The sequence below is a fragment of the Actinomycetospora chibensis genome (genome assembly GCF_028737215.1).
GTDB lineage: Bacteria > Actinomycetota > Actinomycetes > Mycobacteriales > Pseudonocardiaceae > Actinomycetospora > Actinomycetospora chibensis.
Genome location: NZ_JAQZAM010000001.1, coordinates 177047 through 196572, shown reverse-complemented (window position 1 = coordinate 196572; position 19526 = coordinate 177047). Strand labels below are relative to the sequence as shown.

15 protein-coding genes are annotated in these 19526 nt (G+C 73.7%); 12 read left to right on the top strand and 3 right to left on the bottom strand.

Going from position 1 to position 19526, the window contains the following annotated elements; translation table 11 throughout:
* The first annotated feature begins 66 nt into the window (after positions 1–66).
* From PH189_RS00950 to PH189_RS00930, 5 genes are all read left to right on the top strand, one after another.
* Positions 67–1266 (top strand): branched-chain amino acid ABC transporter substrate-binding protein, encoded by a 1200-nt coding sequence (locus tag PH189_RS00950; protein WP_274186853.1) that lies wholly within the window; start codon positions 67–69, stop codon positions 1264–1266.
* Between the two features lie 224 nt (positions 1267–1490).
* Entirely contained in the window at positions 1491–2477 is a 987-nt protein-coding gene (locus tag PH189_RS00945) for a branched-chain amino acid ABC transporter permease (RefSeq protein ID WP_274187161.1), read from the top strand.
* Positions 2474–3643: a branched-chain amino acid ABC transporter permease gene (locus PH189_RS00940; RefSeq protein WP_274186852.1), complete on the top strand. Its 1170-nt coding sequence runs from the start codon at positions 2474–2476 to the stop codon at positions 3641–3643. The genes PH189_RS00945 and PH189_RS00940 overlap by 4 nt, the downstream gene beginning before the upstream one ends.
* Positions 3640–4581, top strand: coding sequence for an ABC transporter ATP-binding protein (locus tag PH189_RS00935; protein ID WP_274186851.1), 942 nt, complete (start codon positions 3640–3642; stop codon positions 4579–4581). Before PH189_RS00940 ends, PH189_RS00935 begins: the two co-directional genes overlap by 4 nt.
* Positions 4578–5297: an ABC transporter ATP-binding protein gene (locus PH189_RS00930; RefSeq protein WP_274186850.1), complete on the top strand. Its 720-nt coding sequence runs from the start codon at positions 4578–4580 to the stop codon at positions 5295–5297. Before PH189_RS00935 ends, PH189_RS00930 begins: the two co-directional genes overlap by 4 nt.
* On the opposite strand, the gene PH189_RS00925 is transcribed toward PH189_RS00930, so the two are convergent.
* From PH189_RS00925 to PH189_RS00915, 3 genes are all read right to left on the bottom strand, one after another.
* Positions 5279–6862: an FAD-dependent monooxygenase gene (locus tag PH189_RS00925; protein ID WP_274186849.1), complete on the bottom strand. Its 1584-nt coding sequence runs from the start codon at positions 6860–6862 to the stop codon at positions 5279–5281. The two genes, PH189_RS00930 and PH189_RS00925, sit on opposite strands and share 19 nt — an antisense overlap.
* Before the next feature lie 45 nt (positions 6863–6907).
* Entirely contained in the window at positions 6908–9694 is a 2787-nt protein-coding gene (locus PH189_RS00920; protein WP_274186848.1) for a LuxR family transcriptional regulator, read from the bottom strand.
* A 61-nt stretch (positions 9695–9755) separates the two neighbouring features.
* Entirely contained in the window at positions 9756–10199 is a 444-nt protein-coding gene (locus tag PH189_RS00915; protein WP_274186847.1) for a PaaI family thioesterase, read from the bottom strand.
* A gap of 80 nt (positions 10200–10279) precedes the next feature.
* Here PH189_RS00915 and polA point away from each other — a divergent pair, with 80 nt between their 5' ends.
* From polA to PH189_RS00880, 7 genes are all read left to right on the top strand, one after another.
* A complete protein-coding gene (gene polA / locus PH189_RS00910) occupies positions 10280–13039 on the top strand; it encodes a DNA polymerase I (RefSeq protein WP_378014886.1) in 2760 nt (919 codons plus the stop codon).
* Positions 13040–13105: 66 nt separating this feature from the next.
* Entirely contained in the window at positions 13106–14605 is a 1500-nt protein-coding gene (locus PH189_RS00905; protein WP_274186846.1) for a flavin-containing monooxygenase, read from the top strand.
* A 20-nt stretch (positions 14606–14625) separates the two neighbouring features.
* Positions 14626–15516, top strand: coding sequence for an NAD(P)-dependent oxidoreductase (locus PH189_RS00900; protein ID WP_274186845.1), 891 nt, complete (start codon positions 14626–14628; stop codon positions 15514–15516).
* A gap of 423 nt (positions 15517–15939) precedes the next feature.
* Entirely contained in the window at positions 15940–18144 is a 2205-nt protein-coding gene (locus tag PH189_RS00895; RefSeq protein WP_274186844.1) for an ATP-binding protein, read from the top strand.
* Positions 18141–18563, top strand: coding sequence for a roadblock/LC7 domain-containing protein (locus PH189_RS00890; RefSeq protein ID WP_274186843.1), 423 nt, complete (start codon positions 18141–18143; stop codon positions 18561–18563). Before PH189_RS00895 ends, PH189_RS00890 begins: the two co-directional genes overlap by 4 nt.
* Positions 18560–18940 carry a DUF742 domain-containing protein gene (locus tag PH189_RS00885; protein WP_274186842.1) on the top strand — a complete coding sequence of 127 codons (381 nt, stop codon included), beginning with the start codon at positions 18560–18562 and terminating at the stop codon, positions 18938–18940. Before PH189_RS00890 ends, PH189_RS00885 begins: the two co-directional genes overlap by 4 nt.
* Complete coding sequence (locus tag PH189_RS00880; RefSeq protein ID WP_378014885.1) at positions 18921–19526, top strand: GTP-binding protein; 606 nt, start codon at positions 18921–18923, stop codon at positions 19524–19526. The genes PH189_RS00885 and PH189_RS00880 overlap by 20 nt, the downstream gene beginning before the upstream one ends.

Sequence of the window (19526 nt, the reverse complement as noted above, 5' to 3'; positions counted from 1 at the left end):
TACCTTCCACACCCGACCGGGCGAGCGTGATCAGCGGACCCGACGCGAACTGTGACGGAGGTGGACGTGATCCGACGACGGATCGCAGCCGTGGGTGCGCTCGCGGCAGCGGTGGCGCTGGTCCTCAGCGGCTGCGCCAACCAGGGGGGAGGCGAGCAGCAGGGCGGCGGTCCGGCGGCCGGGGCACCTTCCCAGCCCACCAATGCCGTGCTGCCCGCGGGCAACGGCCAGGGGCGCTGCGCTCCCGGGACGTCGATCGGCTACGCCGGCACCATCGCGGGCCAGAACGCCGCGCTCGGCATCGCCATCGTCAACGCCGCGCAGCTCGCGGTCGACCAGCACAACGCGGCCAACCCGAACTGCCAGGTGACGCTGGTCCGCGCCGACACCGGCGGCACGCCCGACACCGCGGTCGGTCCCACCACCGCGCTGATCAACAACCCGGCGGTCCTCGGCATCGTGGGCCTGCCGTTCTCCGGCGAGTCCCGGGCGGTCGGCCCGGCCCTCAACGCGGCCGGCATCGTCAACATCACCCCGTCGGCCACCAACCCGGCCCTCACACAGAACGGGTGGACGAACTTCTTCCGCGGCCTCGGCAACGACGCCGTCCAGGGGCCGGCGGTCGCCCGCTACATGCAGCAGCGGCTCAACGCCCAGAACGTGTGCGTCATCAAGGACGACTCGGACTACGGCATCGGCCTGGCCACCCAGGTCAGCCAGGTGCTCGGCCCGGCAGCCGGCTGCCAGATCGACGTGAAGACCAACCAGCGCGAGTTCTCGGCCATCATCGGCCAGGTCCAGCAGGCCGCCCCGCAGGCGATCTTCTACTCGGGCTACTACCAGGAGGCCGCGCCGCTGATCCAGCAGCTGCGTGATGCCGGTGTGCAGACGACCTTCATCGGCCCCGACGGCGTGAAGGACGAGCAGTACGTCGTCAACGCGGCCGGCTCGGCCGACGGCACGCTGCTGTCCTGCCCATGCGTGCCGCAGGAGGGCTTCACCGACTTCACGAACGCCTACCGTGCGGCCTTCGGTGTCCCGCCGCAGACCTACTCGGCGGAGTCGTACGACGCCACGACGATCCTGCTGCGCGGTCTGGACCAGGGCATCGCGGACCGGGCCGGCCTGCTCAACCACGTCCGCAACTACCAGGGCCAGGGCCTCACGAAGTTCTTCCAGTGGAGCCCCACCGGCGAGCTGACGAACACGCCGGTCTGGATGTACCGCGTCCAGGGCAACACGATCGTCACGGACAGCCAGATCTGACCGACCCGTCCGGCGCCCTCGGCCGCGTCCCCGCGCAGCGTCGCGCGGGGGCGCGGCCGTCGGGTGTCGGCCCCCCCGGGCACCCCCTGTGACGGCTCACGCCACGGTGCTCGACACTGCCCTACCGGCACCCCTCCGTGCCCGCCCCGGCGGGCGCCCGACGCACCCGGGAGCGCGTCATCCCGACTTCCGTTCTCGACCTGGCCGTGGCGCACGCCGCACCGCTGGTCGTGCACGCCGAGCCCTGGATCAACTTCGACGTCGGTCTGCTGGCCGACCGCTTCTGGGCGAACACGATCAACGGGCTCGCCTACGGCAGCGTCTACGCGCTCATCGCCCTGGGCTACACGCTCGTCTACGGCGTGCTCCAGCTGATCAACTTCGCGCACTCCGAGATCTTCGTGATCGGGGTGTTCGCGGTCTACCTGACGTTCCTCGGCCTCGGCTTCGAGCCCGGCGCGATCCCGAACCTGCCGCTCGCGGCGATCATCCTCGACCTGATCCTCGCCGGGCTCGTGGCGATGGCGGTGTCCGGCCTCGCCGCCGTCGGCCTGGAACGGGTGGCCTACCGACCCCTGCGACGGCGCAACGCGCCGCGCCTCGCGTTCCTCATCACCGCCATCGGCGCCTCGTTCGCCATCCAGCAGGTCATCCGCATCTGGCGGGGGTCGAACCCCGAGGGCACGATCCGCCTGCTGCCGCCCTCGCCGGTCTTCACGATCTTCGGCGCGCCGATCACGAACCTGCAGATCGTCATCATCCTGGCGTCGCTCGCGATGTTCGTCGTCGCCGACCAGTTCGTGAACCGCAGCCGTCTCGGACGCGGCATCCGAGCCGTGGCGCAGGACCCGGCGACGGCGACGCTGATGGGCGTCAACCGCGAGCGGGTCATCATGATCACTTTTGCCGTCGGCGGCATCCTCGCCGGCGTCGCGGCGCTCTTCTACCTCATGACGATCCCCCAGGGCGCGGTCTACAACGGCGGCTTCCTGCTGGGCATCAAGGCCTTCACCGCGGCCGTGCTGGGCGGCATCGGCAACCTGCGGGGCGCTCTGCTCGGCGGGCTGATCCTCGGCGTCGTCGAGAACTACGGGCAGAGCCTCTTCGGCGGCGACTGGCGCGACGTCGTCGCGTTCGTGCTCCTGGTGCTCATCCTGATGTTCCGGCCGACGGGCATCCTCGGCGAGTCGTTGGCGAGGTCCCGGGCATGAGGGAACGGATGGCAGGGGTCTCGCACTGGTGGAACGCGAAGAGCAGGCCGGCGCAGTGGGGCTACATGGTCCCGGTCGTGCTCTTCCTGCTCGCGCTGCCGGTGCTCAACCCACCGATCATCACGACCGAGCCCTACACCGACTTCCCGATCTCGCTGTTCAACGCGGCGGTGTTCGCGCTCATCGCGATCGGGCTCAACGTCGTCATCGGCCAGGCGGGCCTGCTCGACCTCGGCTACGTCGGCTTCTTCGCCATCGGCGCGTACACCGCGGCGCTGCTGTCCAGCCCGGACTCCGAGCTGGGTGTGCGCTACCCGTGGCTGGTCATCGTGCCGATCGCGATGGTGGTCACGATGGTCTCGGGGGTCATCCTCGGGACGCCGACCCTGCGGCTGCGCGGCGACTACCTGGCAATCGTCACGCTCGGCTTCGGGGAGATCGTCCGGCTGCTCGCCGACAACGTCGACCCGCTGCGCGGCAACCGCGGCTTCCAGAACATCGCGCGTCCCGGCGGCGACTTCCCCGACGGCACCCCGATCTTCTCGCAGACCGACGCCCTCGGCTTCTACTGGCTCGCGGTCATGATCATCGTGATCGTCCTGCTGTTCATGGGGAACCTCGAGCGCTCGCGCGTGGGTCGCGCGTGGATCGCCGTCCGCGAGGACGAGGACGCCGCGGAGCTCTCCGGCGTCCCGACCTACCGGTTCAAGATCTGGGCCTTCGCGATCGGCGCGGCGGTCGGCGGTCTGTCGGGCACGTTGTTCGCCGCCCAGGTCGGCTACGTCAACAACCAGCGCTTCGACATCACGACGTCGACGTTGTACCTCGCCGCGGTGGTGCTCGGCGGGCAGGGCAACAAGGTCGGCGTGATCCTCGGGGCGTTCCTCGTCTCGTACATCCCCGACCGCTTCCAGTTCGAGCCGACCTACCGCTTCCTGATCTTCGGCGTCGCCCTCATCGTCCTGATGATCTTCCGCCCGCAGGGTCTGCTCGGGATGCGCCAGCACCTGCTGGCCAACGGCAGACAGGCGTACCAGAAGTTGTTCGGGGCGGGGGCGGCCGTGGCACCGAGCGGGTTGACACCGTCGAGCAAGGCGCGGGGCGACCTGCCGGAGACGGTGCCCGACGACCATGCCGGAACCTCGCCGCGGGGAGGTGGGGAATGAGCGAGCCGTCGTCCACCGACACGTCGCTCGACACGCCCCCGAGCGAGGAGGGGCTCCTCGAGTCCCTCGAGCACATGGACGCCGCCGAGCGCGCGGAGCACGACGCGGCGGTGTCGGCCTCGGTCGCGCCGGAGCGCGATTTCAGCGTCGCGAAGGGCGAGACCCTGCTCGCGGTGGACGGGCTGACGGTGCGGTTCGGGGGCCTGACGGCCCTCGACGACGTCAGCTTCGACGTCCGCCGCGGCGAGATCCTCGGGCTGATCGGCCCGAACGGCGCCGGCAAGACCACCTGCTTCAACATCATGACGGGCGTCTACCGGCCGACCTCGGGCGACATCCTCCTCGAGGGCAGGTCGCTGGCGCGGATGAAGCGCTACAAGATCATCCAGACCGGCGTCGCCCGGACGTTCCAGAACATCCGGCTGTTCGGGGCGATGACGGCGCTGGAGAACGTCGTGGTCGGCACCGACGCACGGCACCGCACGTCGGTGCCGGGGGCGCTGCTGCGTCTGCCCCGCCACCGCCGCGAGGAGCGCGAGGCCGTCGAGAAGGCCATGGCGCTGCTGGAGTTCGTCGGCATCGCCGACCGCGCGGCGGACAAGGCGACGGCGCTGCCCTACGGCTACCAGCGCCGGCTCGAGATCGCCCGGGCCCTGGCCACCGAGCCGAAGCTGCTCTGCCTCGACGAGCCCGCCGCCGGGTTCTCGGCCAGCGAGAAGGATGCGCTCTCCGAGCTCATCCTCAAGATCCGCGACGACGGGTACACGGTCGTCATCGTCGAGCACGACATGCGCGTCGTCCTCGGCGTGACCGACCGTCTCGTCGTGCTCGACTTCGGCCGCAAGATCGCCGACGGGATCCCCGACGAGGTCCGCAGGGACCCCGCGGTCGTCGCGGCGTACCTGGGCGGCGACCTCGATGAGGAGTCCGCCCCGTGAGCCTGCTCGAGCTGGAGGACGTCCACGTCGCCTACGGGCGCATCCAGGCCCTGCGCGGGATCACCCTGCGCGTCGAGGAGGGCCAGATCGTCTCGCTGATCGGGGCGAACGGCGCGGGCAAGACGACCACCATGAAGGCGATCTCGGGGATCCTCGGCCTGCAGTCGGGGTCGATGCGCTTCGACGGTGAGGACCTGAACTCCGTCCGCGCCGACCTGCGCGTGGCCCGCGGTATCAGCCAGGTGCCCGAGGGGCGCGGGATCTTCCCGGGCATGACGGTCGCCGAGAACATCGACATGGGCGCCTACCTGCGCTCGGACCGGCGCACCCCGCAGTTCGCGGCCGACCTCGAGCGCGTGTACGAGATCTTCCCGCGGCTCGCCGAACGGCGCTCCCAGGCCGGTGGCACGCTCTCGGGCGGCGAGCAGCAGATGCTCGCCATGGGCCGCGCGCTCATGGCGAAGCCCCGCCTGCTGCTGCTCGACGAGCCGTCGATGGGCCTCGCGCCGCAGTTCATCGCCCAGATCTTCCGCGTGATCACTGAGATCAACGCCGAGGGCACCACCGTCCTGCTCGTCGAGCAGAACGCGAAGCAGGCCCTGGGCCTGGCGCACTTCGCCTACGTCATGGAGACCGGCGAGGTGACCCGCTCCGGCACCGGCGCGGAGCTCCTCGCCGACTCCACGATCCAGGACGCCTACCTCGGCGTGAGCTGAGGCTCGCCGGCTGTCGGAACGAACGGCGGGTTCGCTGCTTCCCGCGGCACGAAGTCGCCGTTCGTTCCCCGAGCGGCGAGCCCGAGGGCGAGGTCGACGGCGTCGGCGAGCGCTCCGACCGGGTCGGCGACGGGGACGTCCGCCCGCCAGGCGACGTAGCCGTCGGGTCGCACGAGCACCGCGCCGCCGTCGCCGAGCCGGTAGGCGCTGGTCACCCGGGCGCTCGCGAGGTCCGGGGCGGCGAGGGACAGGTCCTCGGCGGCCGCGCGCCAGGACGCGTCGGCGGTGATCAGGGTCAGGCGCCCGTCCCACAGGTCGAGGGTCGAGCACCGCCGGCCGTGGACGTGGACCCACACGTGCGGGGCCCGCTCGCCGGACTCCGCGGCCAGGGCGTCGGGGTCGATCAGGGCGGGCGCGTGGCCGGCGAGCACGGGGGAGGTGTAGCCGGCCCCGAGGTCGCCGAGGAGCCCGTCGGCCGGGTCGGGCTCGCCGGGGCGGACCGAGCGCCGGGCCCGGCGCTCGCCGATGGGTGTGCGCTCGGGCGCGTAGCTCGCCAGCAGCGGCTCGCCGGCCCGGCCCTGGGCGGCCCAGGCGAGCTTCCAGCCGAGGTTGTGGCCGTCCTGGACGGCGGTGTTGAGGCCGACCCCGCCGACCGGGGTCATCCGGTGCGCCGCGTCGCCGACGAGGAACGCCGCACCGGCCCGGCTCGTGGTGGCGAGCTCGGCCTCCAGGTCGAACACCGCGGTGCCGAGCAGCTCGGGCGCCAGGTCCGCGATCCCGGACGCCGTCCGGAGGAGCGTCAGCCACTGCGCGTCGTCGGGGATGTCGTCGTCGGTGGGGCAGGGGCGGGCGTAGCCCCAGCGGTCGCCGCCGAAGGCGATGAACAGCCCCGCGGCCTCCGGGTGGGACACGATGTAGAGCGCGTGCTGCCACTCGCCGACCACGGCGGAGAGGTCGGCCCGGAACAGCAGCTGGATGTGGCGCCCGATCCCGCCGAGGTGCTCGGTGCCGATGCCCAGCGCGGTGCGCACGCGGCTGCGCGGGCCGTCCGCACCCACGACGAAACGGCTCGCCACCGTCGTCGTCGCGCCCGTGACCCGGTCGTGGACCCGCGCCCACGCGCCGCTGTCGTCGACGGCGAGGTCGGTGAGCTCGGTGTCGAACCGGACGTCGACGCCCGCGCGGCGCACCGCTGCGAGCAGGATCGGCTCCAGGAGGTCCTGGGCGCAGCAGGCCGGGAACGTCGGGCTGACGGCGAGGGCCTCGCGGGGCAGGGGATAGCCGATCGAGCTCTCGGCGAGGTCGGGGTCCGCGAGGGTCGCCCCGGCCGAGGCGCGGGCGAGGATCACCGAGCCCGCGGCGCGCACGGCGTCGGCGACGCCCCACGTCCGGAAGATCTCCATGGTGCGGGTGCTCAGGCCGGAGGCCCGCGGATGGATCGAGGTGCTCCGATGCCGTTCGACGACCAGCACCCGGGCGCCGTGCCGGGCGGCGGACAGGGCGGTCGCGAGGCCCGCGGGGCCGGCGCCGACGACGAGGACGTGGGTGTCGCTGTGGTGGCTCATGACGTCGAGCGTCGCGTCACGGGGGTCGGCGCGGATCCGTACCGACTACGGAATCAACGGCCCGCGGTCGGCCCAGGTCCGTAGCCCGGCACGGTCGCTCGTCCCGGTCTTGGCCAGCAGCCGGGCGACGTGGGACTCGACGGTGCGCGTCGAGAGGTGCAGGCGCGCCGCGATGTCGGCGTTGCTCCGGTGGTCGACGACGAGCCGGAGCACCTCGGCCTCCCGTGCGGTGACGCCGAGCCGCCGCAGGTCCGGGGGCACGGGGTCGGCGGAGCGCGACGTCCGGGTGGGCGCGCCGGCGGCCCGCAGCAGGTCGCGGCACGTGCGGGCGAGCGCCCGGGCGCCGGGGTCGTCGCACTGCTCGTGCACCGCGAGGTCGGCGCGCAGCGCGGGCACCGGATCGCCCCAGCCGTCGCGCACGGCGGCGTCGAGGACGACGGTGCGCACGAGGCGGTGCCACCAGGGCGTGTCGTCGAGGAAGGCCGCCGCCTCGGCGGCGAGGGTCTCCGCCCGCGTACCGCGCCCCGCCCGCCCGGCGGCGATCGCGTCGGCGTAGCCGAGCATGCCGGCGTTGGGGCGCGCCATCAGCATGTGGTGCCCGCGCACCCGGTCGCGGGCGGCCTCGGCGTCGCCGCCTCCGACGGCGGTCCGCAGGAGTGGCCAGAGACCGTAGAAGGCGAGCGGGGCCGCGCTGCGGTGCTCCAGGGCGGCGGGGACGGCGCGGTCGAGGAGCTCGGCGGACCGGGGCAGGTCGTGGGCGAGGAGCGCGGCCAGCGCCGGCACGAGCGGTCCGAGCACGGCGACCTCCGGGGACACGTCCGCGCGGGAGAGCCCGGCGGCCTGCAGGGCGTCGGCCTCCGCCCGTTCGCCGGCGAGGGCGGCGGCCGCGCCCGCGAACAGCTCGGCCATGCCCTGCAGGGAGGTGAGGTGCAGGCGCCCCAGCCGCTCGATGGCCGGACGCCCGATCGCGAGCGCCGCCCGCGGACCGTGGAGGTGCAGCGCGGCGTCCGCGCGCAGCAGGTCGCACTGCGCGGCCTGGGCGAGCATCCCGTGCCGTTCGGCCAGATCCCGGGCCCGGGCGAGGTCCGTCGCGTGGACGTCGCCGGTGCTGAGGCGTCGCGCGCCCAGCGCGAAGAGCGCCTCGACCCGCCAGGGCGTCAGCCCGTGCTCACCGGCGATCCGCGCCGCACGCTCCGCGATCGCCGTGCCGTCGAGGTCGTCGTCGGTCAGGGAGCAGCGGCCGAGGACCAGCAGCGCCTCGATGAGCGTCTCGTCGCTGCCGGAGCCCGCCTCCGCGGCCGCCACGGCCGCCCGGGCGCGCACCGTGGCGACGGCGGTGTCGCCGGCCCCGAACGCGGCGTCGGCGGCGAGCACGAGCGAGCGGGGGTCGTCGGGACGGCCGGCGCGCGCGATCCACTGCTCGGACTCGGCCCAGCGCCCGCCGAGCACCGCGGCCCGGGCGAGGCGCAGGCAGAGCTCCGCGTGCTCGTCGCCGACGACCTCGCCCGACTCCAGGGCCGCCCCGCCGACCGTCAGCGCCTCGGCCGCCCGGCCGCGCAGGCCGAGCACCCGCACCCGCTCGGCCGCCACGCGACCGGGCTCCGCGCCCAGCTCCCCGGCCCGGACGAGCAGCTCCTCGGCGTGGCCCAGGGCGCCCCGGTCGGCGTCGTGGCGCGCGAGGTCGACGAGCAGGGTCGTCGCCCGCCGGTGGTCGCCGGCCTCGGCGAAGCCCGCGGCGGCCGCCTCCCGGTCGCCGGGGGAGTCCCGCGCCTCCAGCGCCGCCGCGAGCCGGCCGGCCACGGCCGCGCGGTCGGGCGGCAGGAGGGCCGCGAGCACCGCGTCGCGGGTCAGGGCGTGGCGCCAGGCGAGGCGCCCCTCGGCGGAGGCCAGCAGGCCCACGGCCACCGCCGCCCGCAGCGCCGCGAGCACCCCGGCCTCGTCGACGCCGGTGGCGTCGGCGAGCAGCCGGTGGTCGGGGTCGCCGGGGGCGACGGCCGCGGCGTCGACCACCGCGCGGGCCCCGTCGGGCAGGGCCCCCAACCGTCGGGCGACGAGCCCCGCCCAGCTCGGGGGCACGGCGTCGGGCCCGGCGCCGAGCAGTTCCTCGACGAGGAAGGGCAGGCCCTCGGAGCGGGCGAGGAGCTCCCGGAGATCGCCGGGCGACCTCGCCCGGGTGCTCGCGAGGGCGGCCACCGCGTCGGCGCCGAGCCGGTCCAGCGCGAGGACGGCGACGTCCGGATGGGCGGCGAGGGCGGCGACGCCGCGGTGGTCCTCGTCGTCCCGCGTGGCCAGGGCGAGCAGCACCGGGCCCGCGTCGACGGTGCCGGCCAGGTAGTGCAGGAGGTCGAGGGTGTCGGCGTCGGCCCAGTGCAGGTCGTCGAGCACGAGCACGGCGCCCCGGGCGCCGTGGAGCTCGGCGAGCAGCGCGAGGACCCCTTCGCCGAGGACGACGGCGGGATCGGCGCCGGGTCCGGCCGGCGGGTCGACGGGACCGTCCACCGCGCCCGGGACCAGGCGCGCGAGCGCCGTCCGGAACGGCCGCAGCCGCGGCGTCTCCGGGAGCGGCCCGGCGCGCAGCGGCGGCGCGAGGGCCTCGGCGAGGGGTCGGTACGCCCCACCGCCGGGCACGGCGCGGCCGCGCAGCACCGGGAGCCCGCGGGCGCGGGCGCCGTCGGCGACCTCAGCGAGCAGCCGCGACTTCCCGATCCCGGCCTCGCCGGTGAGCAGGACCGCGCCGCCGACACCGTCGGTCAGCGCCCCGACCCGGCCGCGCAGCAGGTCGCACTCGGCGTCCCGGCCGATGATCGGGCCGACGGGACAGGGGCGGGCCATCTCCCCATTGCAGCGCGCTCGCGGCCCGCTGACCAGGGGCGACGACCCCGGATCGCCGGGATCAGCCCGTCGAGCCCGGCGGCCGCGAGCGGTAGACGCAGGTGAGCTTGGCGGTGCAGACGCGGCGGTCCTCGGAGTCGGAGATCACGATCTCGAACGTGCCGATCGTGCGGCCCACCGACAGCGGCGTGCAGACGCCGGTGACCAGGCCGTCGAGGGCCGAGCGGTGGTGGGTGCAGGAGAGCTCGAGGCCGACGGGGAGACGCTCGGGCCAGCCGTGCATCGCGGCGGCGGTGGAGCCCAGGGTCTCGGCGAGCACGCCGTTCGCGCCGCCGTGCAGCAGGCCGAAGGGCTGGCGGTTGCCGGCAACGGGCATGGTGCCCACCACCCGCTCCTTGGTCCACTCGGTGATCTCGATGCCCATCCGGGCGGCGAGCTGCTCGTCGGGGTACTGGACCTCGATCTCGGGCACCGCGGCGGACTCGGGGGCCGGGGAGCTGGTCACCCCCGCAGGGTAGGGCGGTCGGTCGTGTGCGGCTCCCCGGGCGCCCGGGGTGTGTCGGACCTCGCCCCTAGACTCGTGGCGTGGCTCCGACCGGCACTGCGACCCAACCCGAGACCGTCCCGGACGCACCGGCGGGCGGGCGCGGTCGCCTGCTGCTGCTCGACGGGCACTCGTTGGCCTATCGGGCGTTCTTCGCCCTGCCGACGGAGAACTTCAGCACCACGACGGGCCAGACGACGAACGCCGTCTACGGCTTCACGTCCATGCTCATCAACCTGCTGCGCGACGAGGAGCCGACGCACGTCGCGGTGGCTTTCGACGTCTCGCGGCAGACCTTCCGGGCCGAGACGTTCGCGGCCTACAAGGCCAACCGGTCCGCGACGCCCGACGAGTTCCGCGGCCAGATCGACCTCATCAAGGACATCCTGCGGGTGCTCGCGATCCCGGTGCTCGCGGTCGAGGGCTACGAGGCCGACGACGTCATCGCCACGCTCACCACGCAGGCCGTGGCCGAGGGCATGAGCGTGTCCATCTGTACGGGCGACCGCGACGCGTTCCAGCTGGTCAGCCCCGAGGTCACGGTGCTCTATCCGCGCAAGGGCGTGTCCGATCTCGTGCGGTACACGCCCGAGCAGGTCATGGAGCGCTACACCCTCACGCCCGAGCAGTACCCCGACTTCGCGGCCCTGCGGGGCGACCCGAGCGACAACCTCCCGAGCATCCCGGGGGTGGGGGAGAAGACGGCGCAGAAGTGGGTCCGCGAGTTCGGGTCCCTCGACGCGCTGGTCGACCGCGTGGACGAGGTCCGCGGCAAGGCCGGCGACGCGCTGCGCGAGAACCTGTCCTCCGTGGTGCTCAACCGCCAGCTCACCGAGCTCGTCCGCGACGTCGAGGGCATCGGCGCGGGCCCCCACGACCTCGAGGTCCGCCAGTGGGACCGCGATGCCGTGCACCAGCTGTTCGACCAGCTCGAGTTCCGGGTCCTGCGCGAGCGGCTGTTCTCCACGCTCACGGCCGCGCTCCCGGAGGCCGACGAGGGCTTCGAGGTCCGCGGCGCCGCCCTCGAGCCCGGCGCGGTGTCCGACTGGCTGGACGACCACGCCCGCGACGGCTCGCGCACCGGCCTCTCCTTCCGCGGCACGTGGGCCCACGGCGCGGGCGACCTCGAGGGCATCGCGCTCGCCGCGGCCGACGGCGAGAGCGCGTTCGTCGACGTGCGCACGCTCGACGAGAACGACGAGTCGGCCCTCGCCGGCTGGCTGGCCGATCCCGCCCTTCCGAAGGCGGGCCACGAGATCAAGGGTCCGAGCCACGCGGTGCGGGCGCGCGGCTGGGCGCTCCAGGGCGTCACCAGCGACACCGCCCTCGCCGCCTACCTCGCCCGGCCCGGCGAGCGCAGCTTCGACCTCGCCGACCTCGCGCTGCGCTACCTGCGCCGCGAGCTGCGGGTCGAGGAGAGCGGCGACGCCGGCGACCAGCTCACGCTCGACGGCGGCGAGGAGGAGGCCGACACGGCGCTCGCGCAGGCCGAGATGCTGCGCGCCCGCGCCGTCACCGACCTCGCCGAGAAGCTCGACGAGGACCTCGCCGAGCTCGGCGGCACCGCCCTGCTCACCGAGCTCGAGCTTCCCCTGCTGGCGGTGCTGGCCGACCTCGAGGCCGCCGGCATCGCGGTCGACGTCAGCGCGCTGCACGATCTCGAGTCGCAGTTCGGGGCGCGCGTGCAGGCCGCGGCGCAGTCCGCGTACGACGTCATCGGCAAGGAGATCAACCTCGGGTCGCCGAAGCAGCTCCAGGTGGTGCTGTTCGACGAGCTCGAGATGCCGAAGACGAAGCGCACCAAGACGGGCTACACCACCGACGCGGACGCGCTGCAGACGCTGAACGAGTCGAACCCGCACCCGTTCCTCGAGCACCTGCTCGAGCACCGCGACGCCACGCGCCTGCGGGTGACGGTCAAGGGGCTGCTCGACGCGCTCTCCGACGACGGGCGCATCCACACGACGTTCAACCAGACGATCGCGCGCACCGGCCGGCTCTCCTCCACCGAGCCGAACCTGCAGAACATCCCGGTGCGCACGGCCGAGGGCCGCCGCATCCGGGACACGTTCGTCGTCGGGTCCGACTCCGCAAACGGCGAGTTCGACGAGCTCATGACCGTCGACTACTCGCAGATCGAGATGCGCATCATGGCGCACCTCTCGCGGGACGAAGCGCTGATCGAGGCGTTCCAGTCGGGCTACGACTTCCACTCCGTCACCGCCGCGCGCGTGTTCGGGGTGGCCGAGGACGAGGTGTCGTCCGCGCAGCGCGCCAAGATCAAGGCGATGAACTACGGCCTCGCCTACGGCCTGTCCGCCTACGGGCTCTCCGCCCAGCTCCGGATCTCCACCGACGAGGCCAAGGAGCTGATGGAGGAGTACTTCACCCGTTTCGGCGGCGTGCGCGACTACCTGCGGCAGGTGGTCGACCAGGCCCGCAAGGACGGCTACACCAGCTCGATCCTGGGCCGGCGCCGCTACCTGGCCGACCTCACCAGCGACAACCGCCAGCGTCGCGAGATGGCCGAGCGGATGGCCCTCAACGCCCCGATCCAGGGCAGCGCCGCCGACATCATCAAGGTCGCGATGCTCGGGGTGCACCAGGCGCTGCGCGAGTCCGGGCTGCGCTCGCGGATCCTGCTGCAGGTGCACGACGAGCTGGTGCTCGAGGTCGCGCGGGACGAGAAGGAGGCGGTCACCGAGCTCGTGCGCCGCGAGATGGGCGCAGCGTTCGAGCTCGACGTCCCCCTCGAGGTCTCGGTCGGCTTCGGCCGGTCGTGGGACCAGGCGGCGCACTGACCATCAGGGTGTGACGGCGGGCCCGCCGGCTGGTACCGGCGCGTACCGCCCGCTACGGTGGTACGCGTGAGTACCGAGCACCTCGACGTGGTCATCGTCGGCGCGGGTCTGTCCGGCATCGGGACGGCCTGCCACCTCGAGCGCGATCTGCCGGGCACCCGGTACGCGGTGCTCGAGGCCCGCGAGGACCTGGGTGGCACCTGGAGCCTCTTCCGCTACCCGGGCATCCGGTCGGACTCCGACATGCACACGCTGGGGTACCGGTTCCGGCTCTGGAGCAGCGCGACCGCCCTGGCCGACGGGCCCTCGATCCTGGAGTACGTGCGCGACACCGCGCAGGAGTACGGGGTCGACGAGAAGATCCGCTACGGCCACCGCCTCACGCGGGCGTCGTGGGACTCCGACGCCCAGCGTTGGACGCTCCAGCTGCCCGGCCAGGAGCCGCTGACCTGCTCGTTCCTGCTCATGTGCTCGGGCTACTACCGCTACGACCAGGGCTACACGCCGGATCTACCCGGCCTCGACCGCTTCGGCGGCACGGTCGTCCACCCCCAGCTCTGGGACCCCGAGACGGACTACGCCGGCAAGCGGGTCGTCGTCATCGGCAGCGGCGCAACGGCGGTGACGCTGGTGCCGGCGATGCTCGAGGGACAGGGCAGTGGCGACGGTGGGGCCGCCCACGTCACGATGCTGCAGCGCTCGCCGAGCTACGTGCTCTCGATCGGGCGGACCGACCCCGTGGCCGAGGTGCTGTCGCGGTGGCTCCCGCGGTCGGTCGCCGACCCGCTGACGCGCACCAAGAACATCGCCCAGATCATCGCGCTCTACCAGATCAGCCAGCGCTTCCCGCGGTTCGTGCGCGGCCTGCTGCGCAGGGCGACGCAGGCGGCTCTCCCCGCGGGCTACGACGTCGACACCCACTTCAACCCGCGCTACGACCCGTGGGACCAGCGGATGTGCATGGTCCCGGACGGCGACCTCTTCCGCGCCGTGCGCTCCGGGCACGCCGACATCGTCACCGACACCATCGAGACCTTCACCGAGGGCGGCATCCGCCTCGCCTCGGGAAAGGAGCTCGAGGCCGACATCGTCGTCACCGCGACCGGGCTGAACCTGCAGATGTTCGGCGGCGCCGAGGTCGTCGTCGACGGCGAGCCGGTGCACCTCCCCGACACCATGGCCTACAAGGGCATGATGCTCAGCGGTGTGCCGAACCTCGTGTACATGATCGGCTACACCAACGCGTCCTGGACGCTCAAGGTCGATCTCGTCGCCGAGTACGTCGTCCGGCTCCTGCGCCACCTGCGCGACCACGGGCTCGGCGTGGCGGTACCCGAGCGGGACCCGGACGTCGAGGAGGCGCCGTTCCTGGACTTCGGCGCCGGCTACGTCCAGCGCTCCATCGACGAGCTGCCGAAGCAGGGCACCCGCGCGCCATGGCGTCTCGCGATGAACTACGCGATCGACGCGGTGGCGCTGCGCCGCAGCCGGGTCGACGACGACGCCATCCGGTTCGTCCCGGCCCGTGCCGGCCGGGTCCCGGAGGCCGAGCGCGCGGCGGGATGATCAGCGGGATCATCTCGGGCATGACCACCGTCGGGCTCGTCGCCCCTGGCGCGATGGGCACGGCCCTCGGGCGGTGCCTGGCCGAGGGCGGCCACCGGGTGCTGACGAGCCTCGCGGGGCGCTCGAGGGACACCGTCGCCCGCGCCGACGGCGTGTTCGAGGACGCGGGCGGGCTCGGCGACCTGGTGCGCGCCGTCCACGTGGTCCTGCTCGTCGTCCCGCCCGGCGCGGCCCGCGCGGCCGGCGACGCCCTCGCCGCGGCGTGCGAGGCCACCGGCGCCCGGCCCCTGACCGTCGAGATGGACGCCGTCGCCCCGCACACCGTCCGCGCCGTCGCCGAGCGCCTGCCGGGCGACCTCGTCGACGGCGCGATCTCGGGTCCGCCGCCGCGCCCGGACACGCCCACCCCGACCCGTGTGTTCCTGTCCGGACCCCGCGCCGGGGACGTCGCGGCCCTGGGCGCGCCGGGTGTGCGCTGGATCGTCCTCGACGGGCCGGTCGGCGCGGCGAGCGCCGCCAAGATGTGCACCGCCTCGGTGCGCAAGGGGTACCAGGCACTGCTCGCGCAGGCGTTCGTGACCGCCGAGGCCCACGGTGTGCTGGACGAGGTGCTCGCCGACGTCCGCCTCGACTTCCCCGACGCGGGCGTCGCCTCCGCGGCGGTCGCGGCCACCAAGGCGTGGCGCTTCGTCGACGAGATGACCGAGATCGCCGCGACGCAGGAGGCCGCCGGGCTGCCGCCCGCGCTCGCCGAGGGTCTCGCCGAGGCCTACCGCGCGCTGGCCACCAGCGCCTGGGGCACCCGGCGCCCGGACGAGGTCCCGCCGGACCTCACCGACCCCGCCGGCCTGCGGCCGCCCGGTGCACCCCGAGCGGCGTCGGGAGAAACCGACCGGAATCCCGGTCAGTGACAGCGAAGGGCGTATGAGCTGTCACCCAACGTGTTCCTCCGCCGCCTCCGGAGCATCCGGCTAGCCTCGGCGTGCTCCGACCGGTCGAAGGAGGGGGACCGGACGGCTCGGGACGATTCTGCCCCTGACGCCGCTCGGACCACGGGAGGCGCACGCACGGACTCTTTCGGACGCTTTTTCCACGACCTGTCGGCGTTCGTGAACACGCCCGGTCGGCTCAGCGGTGGCGCGCCGAACGGCGCTGGGCGACGTCGGCGTCCGGATGCCACGGACACACCTGCGAATGCGGTGTGTGAAACCGTGGGCGACCGGTCGGTGCGATGGCACCCCTTTCCCCGGTTCTCCCCGCAGGAATGGTCAACGGCGCGTGTACGGTTCCGCGCGTTCGTCATCCGCCTCCGGAGTAGGACGGTGAAACGCCGGATGGTCCGTGTCCTGGACTACCTCCCTCGCGGGGACATGGTCGACGACGCGGCATGGCTGCGGCGCCACCATTTCCTCCTGTCGGTCCTGATCGCGCAGACGCCTGTCCTGCTGATCTTCGGTCTCGTCGTCGGCAACCCGCCGGCGCTGACGACCGTGATCGCCCTGGTCCCGCTGGTCACGGCGGCCGCGGGCTGGTTCTCGAAGGGCCGACTGGCGGGCTCGCTGTGGGTCACCGCGGGCCTGTCGTCGTGCTGCGTCGGGCTCGTGATCCTCTCCGGCGGGTCGATCGAGGCGCACTTCTCGTTCTTCGTGATCATCGGTTTCCTGACGCTGTACCAGCACTGGGCGCCGTTCGTCTTCAACATCGCCTTCACGACGCTGAGCCACGGCCTCGGTTCGCTGCTGGTGCCGTCGCTGATGTTCAACCACCACGCGGCGCAGCACTCGCCGTGGGTGTGGTCGATGATCCACGGCGCCGCGGTGCTCCTCGCGTGCCTCGGTGTGGCCATCTTCTGCAAGCTCACCGAGGACGAGCAACGGCGGCGGGCGGAGCTGGCGACCGAACTGCACGACGCGCAGGTGCGCCAGCAGAGATTCACCTCGGAACTGCTGCTGAACCTGGCGCGACGCAACCAGAGCATGTTCCATCGTCAGCTCGACATCATCAACGATCTCGAGGAGCGCGAGCGCGACCCCGACGCGCTGGCCGATTTGTTCCGGCTCGACCACCTCGCGACCCGCGTCCGGCGCAACGCCGAGAGCCTGCTGGTGCTCTCCGGAGAGCAGCCGGCCCGGGTGTGGTCGGCGCCGGTGGCGCTGCGCGACGTCGTCCGGGCCGGGGTGGCCGAGACGGAGGACCTCGACCGCGTCACGCTGGCCGTCGACGAACGGCCCCGCATCGTCGGCAGCACCGTCGCCGACCTCACGCACATGATCGCCGAGCTGGTCGAGAACGCCGCGCGCTACTCGCCGCCGACGGCCACGGTGTCGATCCAGAGCCGGCCCCACCTGCGGGCGCCGGGCTCCCACCTGCTGATCATCGAGGACACCGGCATCGGGATGCCGCCGGTCGAGCTCGACGCAGCCAACGAGCTGCTGTCCAACCCCAAGGACGTCGACGTCTCGGACGCGGCGCGGCGGCTCGGCTTCCACGTCGTGGCCCGGCTGGCCGAGCGCCACGGGATCGAGGTGTCGCTGACCCCGACCCCCGGGTGCGGGGTGACCGCGGTCCTCGTCGTCCCGGCTCCCCTCTTCGCCGAGACCTCCCCGACGGTGCCGACGGTCGGCGACCAGGGGATGCGGGGCCTCGAGCGGGTGCCCGCCTCGGCGGTGCCCGCGCCGCGCCGCGGGTCCGGCGACAACGGGAACGACCGCCCGGCCCACGAGGCCCCGGTGTCGGGCCCGATCGCCATCGACGGCCGGCACGCCTGGCCCGGCGAGCGACGGACGAACGGGGCCCACGGGGCCGAGGGCACGGATCCGGAGCCCGGGGACGGTCCCGCACGCCGGGGAGCGCACGCGGCGCCCGGGTCCGACCGGGAGGGTGGCCGGCCCTCCGACACCCCCGCGGCGTCGGACGCCCCGGTGACGGCAGAGGCCAAGGCCGAGGGGAAGGCCGAGGCCGTCACGAAGGCCGCGCCCGCCGACGGGGCCGACGGGCACGCCACGGTGGAGGAGATGCCCGCCGCCGCCGGCCGCCCGACCGGTGCGGGCCGGCGGGGTCTCATCCACCCGATCGTCGTGCCGCCCCCGGCGGCCCCCGACCCGACCTCCGCCCCGGTCGTCGATCCGAAGGGTGGAGGCAGGCGCCACGCCGGCACCGAGGCGCCGGAGACGGCCGGCACGGCCCCGGCGCCACGACGGTCCGACGAGGAGGCCCCGTCCGTCGTCGGTCCGAACGGGCTCGTCCTCGCCCGCCGCCGCCCGCAGAGCCACCTGGCCCCCGAGCTCATCCGGCGGCCCCCGGAGCCGGCCGTGGCGGTGACGCCGGGCATCCCGGCGGCGACCGCCGCGAGCCCGGCCATGCCGCCGGGCGAAACGCCGGGTACCGGGGCCGGGCGGAACGCCATGGACGCCCTGTCGGCCTATCAGGCCAGCCGCGCCGCGGCCCGGTCCGCGATCGGCGCCCCCGCCGACGTGAACGGGTCCACCGCGAACGATCACGACCCGCACCGCGGGACCACCTCCGGGAGGCAGACGTGAGTGCACCGACCGACAGCGGGCTGGACTGGCTCCTCTCGGACTTCGCCGGCGGGACGCCGGGGGTGCGGCACGTCCTCGTCGTCTCCGCCGACGGGCTGCGCCTCGCGGTGAGCGACGGGGTCGACCAGCACCTGGCGGACCAGCTGTGCGCCGCCGTCTCCGGGCTCGTGAGCCTCGCGCGGGGCACGGCGACGCTGCTCGAGTCGGAGCCGGTCGCGCAGACGATCGTCGAGATGGCGGGTGGCTACCTGTTCGCGACCTCGATCAGCCTCGGTTCGACGTTGGCCGTGGTCACAGACCGCACGGCCGACATGGGCCTCGTCGGCTACGAGATGACCATGCTCGCCTCGCGGGTCGGGCACGCCCTCACCCCCGGCGCGGCGCGCTCGGCCCGGGCCCAGGACCCGATCGCACCGTGACCGTGGACCGTCGCCAGCGTGCGCACGCCGACGGCGGCCGGGTCGTCCCCAACTACGCGTTCACCGCGGGTCGGACCCGGTCGACGGCCGGGACCGACATGCCGATCGAGGCGCTGGTAACGGCCACCGACACGGGTCTCGCCAAGGCGCCCGGTCTCCCGCCCGAGTCTCGCGCGATCGTCGAGGCCAGCACGGTGCCCCAGTCGCTCGCCGAGATCGGCGCGCTGCTCGACGTCCCGATCGGCGTGGCCCGCGTGCTCGTCAGTGACCTCGCCGCCGAGGACCACCTCGCCGTCCACCTGCCGCTGGTCGGGCCCGACGGCCGTCCCCGCCGTGAACTCCTGGAGAGGCTGCTCGATGGACTCCGAGCCCGGTGACCGCAGGGTGAGCGCCGGGGGGACCGCCACCCGCGAGGCGCGCGACCTGCTCCCGCTCAAAATCCTCATCGCGGGCGGCTTCGGCGTCGGGAAGACGACGCTGGTCGCGGCGCTGTCCGAGGTGCCGCCGCTGTCGACCGAGCAGCAGATGACCAGCCTGTCCGACGGCGTCGACGACACCTCGATCGTGCCGGAGAAGACGACGACCACGGTGGCCATGGACTTCGGCCGCGTCACCGTCGACGACTCGCTCGTGCTCTACCTGTTCGGGACGCCGGGCCAGTCGCGGTTCTGGTTCATGTGGGACGAGCTCGCCCGCGGCGCGGTGGGTGCCGTCGTGCTCGTCGACCTGCGGCGTATCGACGACTCCTTCGCGGCGATCGACTACTTCGAGAACCGCGGGCTGCCGTTCGTCGTCGCCCTCAATTCGTTCCCGGGCACCGACGGCGTCGACGTCGATGTGGTGCGCGACGCCCTCGCCGTGCCGGCGCGCTGCCCGATCCGCTACGTCGACGCCCGCGACGACGCGTCGTGCACCGACGTGCTGATCACGCTCGTGGAGCACTCGCTGACGCGGAGCGCCTGA

Bases quoted from the DNA above. Each gene is read 5' to 3' on its own strand.
- PH189_RS00940 (WP_274186852.1), top strand. From the start codon at position 2,474: ATGAGGGAACGGATGGCAGGGGTCTCGCACTGGTGGAACGCGAAGAGC.
- PH189_RS00935 (WP_274186851.1), top strand. From the start codon at position 3,640: ATGAGCGAGCCGTCGTCCACCGACACGTCGCTCGACACGCCCCCGAGC.
- PH189_RS00925 (WP_274186849.1), bottom strand. From the start codon at position 6,862: ATGAGCCACCACAGCGACACCCACGTCCTCGTCGTCGGCGCCGGCCCC.
- PH189_RS00920 (WP_274186848.1), bottom strand. From the start codon at position 9,694: ATGGCCCGCCCCTGTCCCGTCGGCCCGATCATCGGCCGGGACGCCGAG.
- PH189_RS00900 (WP_274186845.1), top strand. From the start codon at position 14,626: ATGACCACCGTCGGGCTCGTCGCCCCTGGCGCGATGGGCACGGCCCTC.
- PH189_RS00895 (WP_274186844.1), top strand. From the start codon at position 15,940: ATGGTCCGTGTCCTGGACTACCTCCCTCGCGGGGACATGGTCGACGAC.
- PH189_RS00880 (WP_378014885.1), top strand. From the start codon at position 18,921: ATGGACTCCGAGCCCGGTGACCGCAGGGTGAGCGCCGGGGGGACCGCC.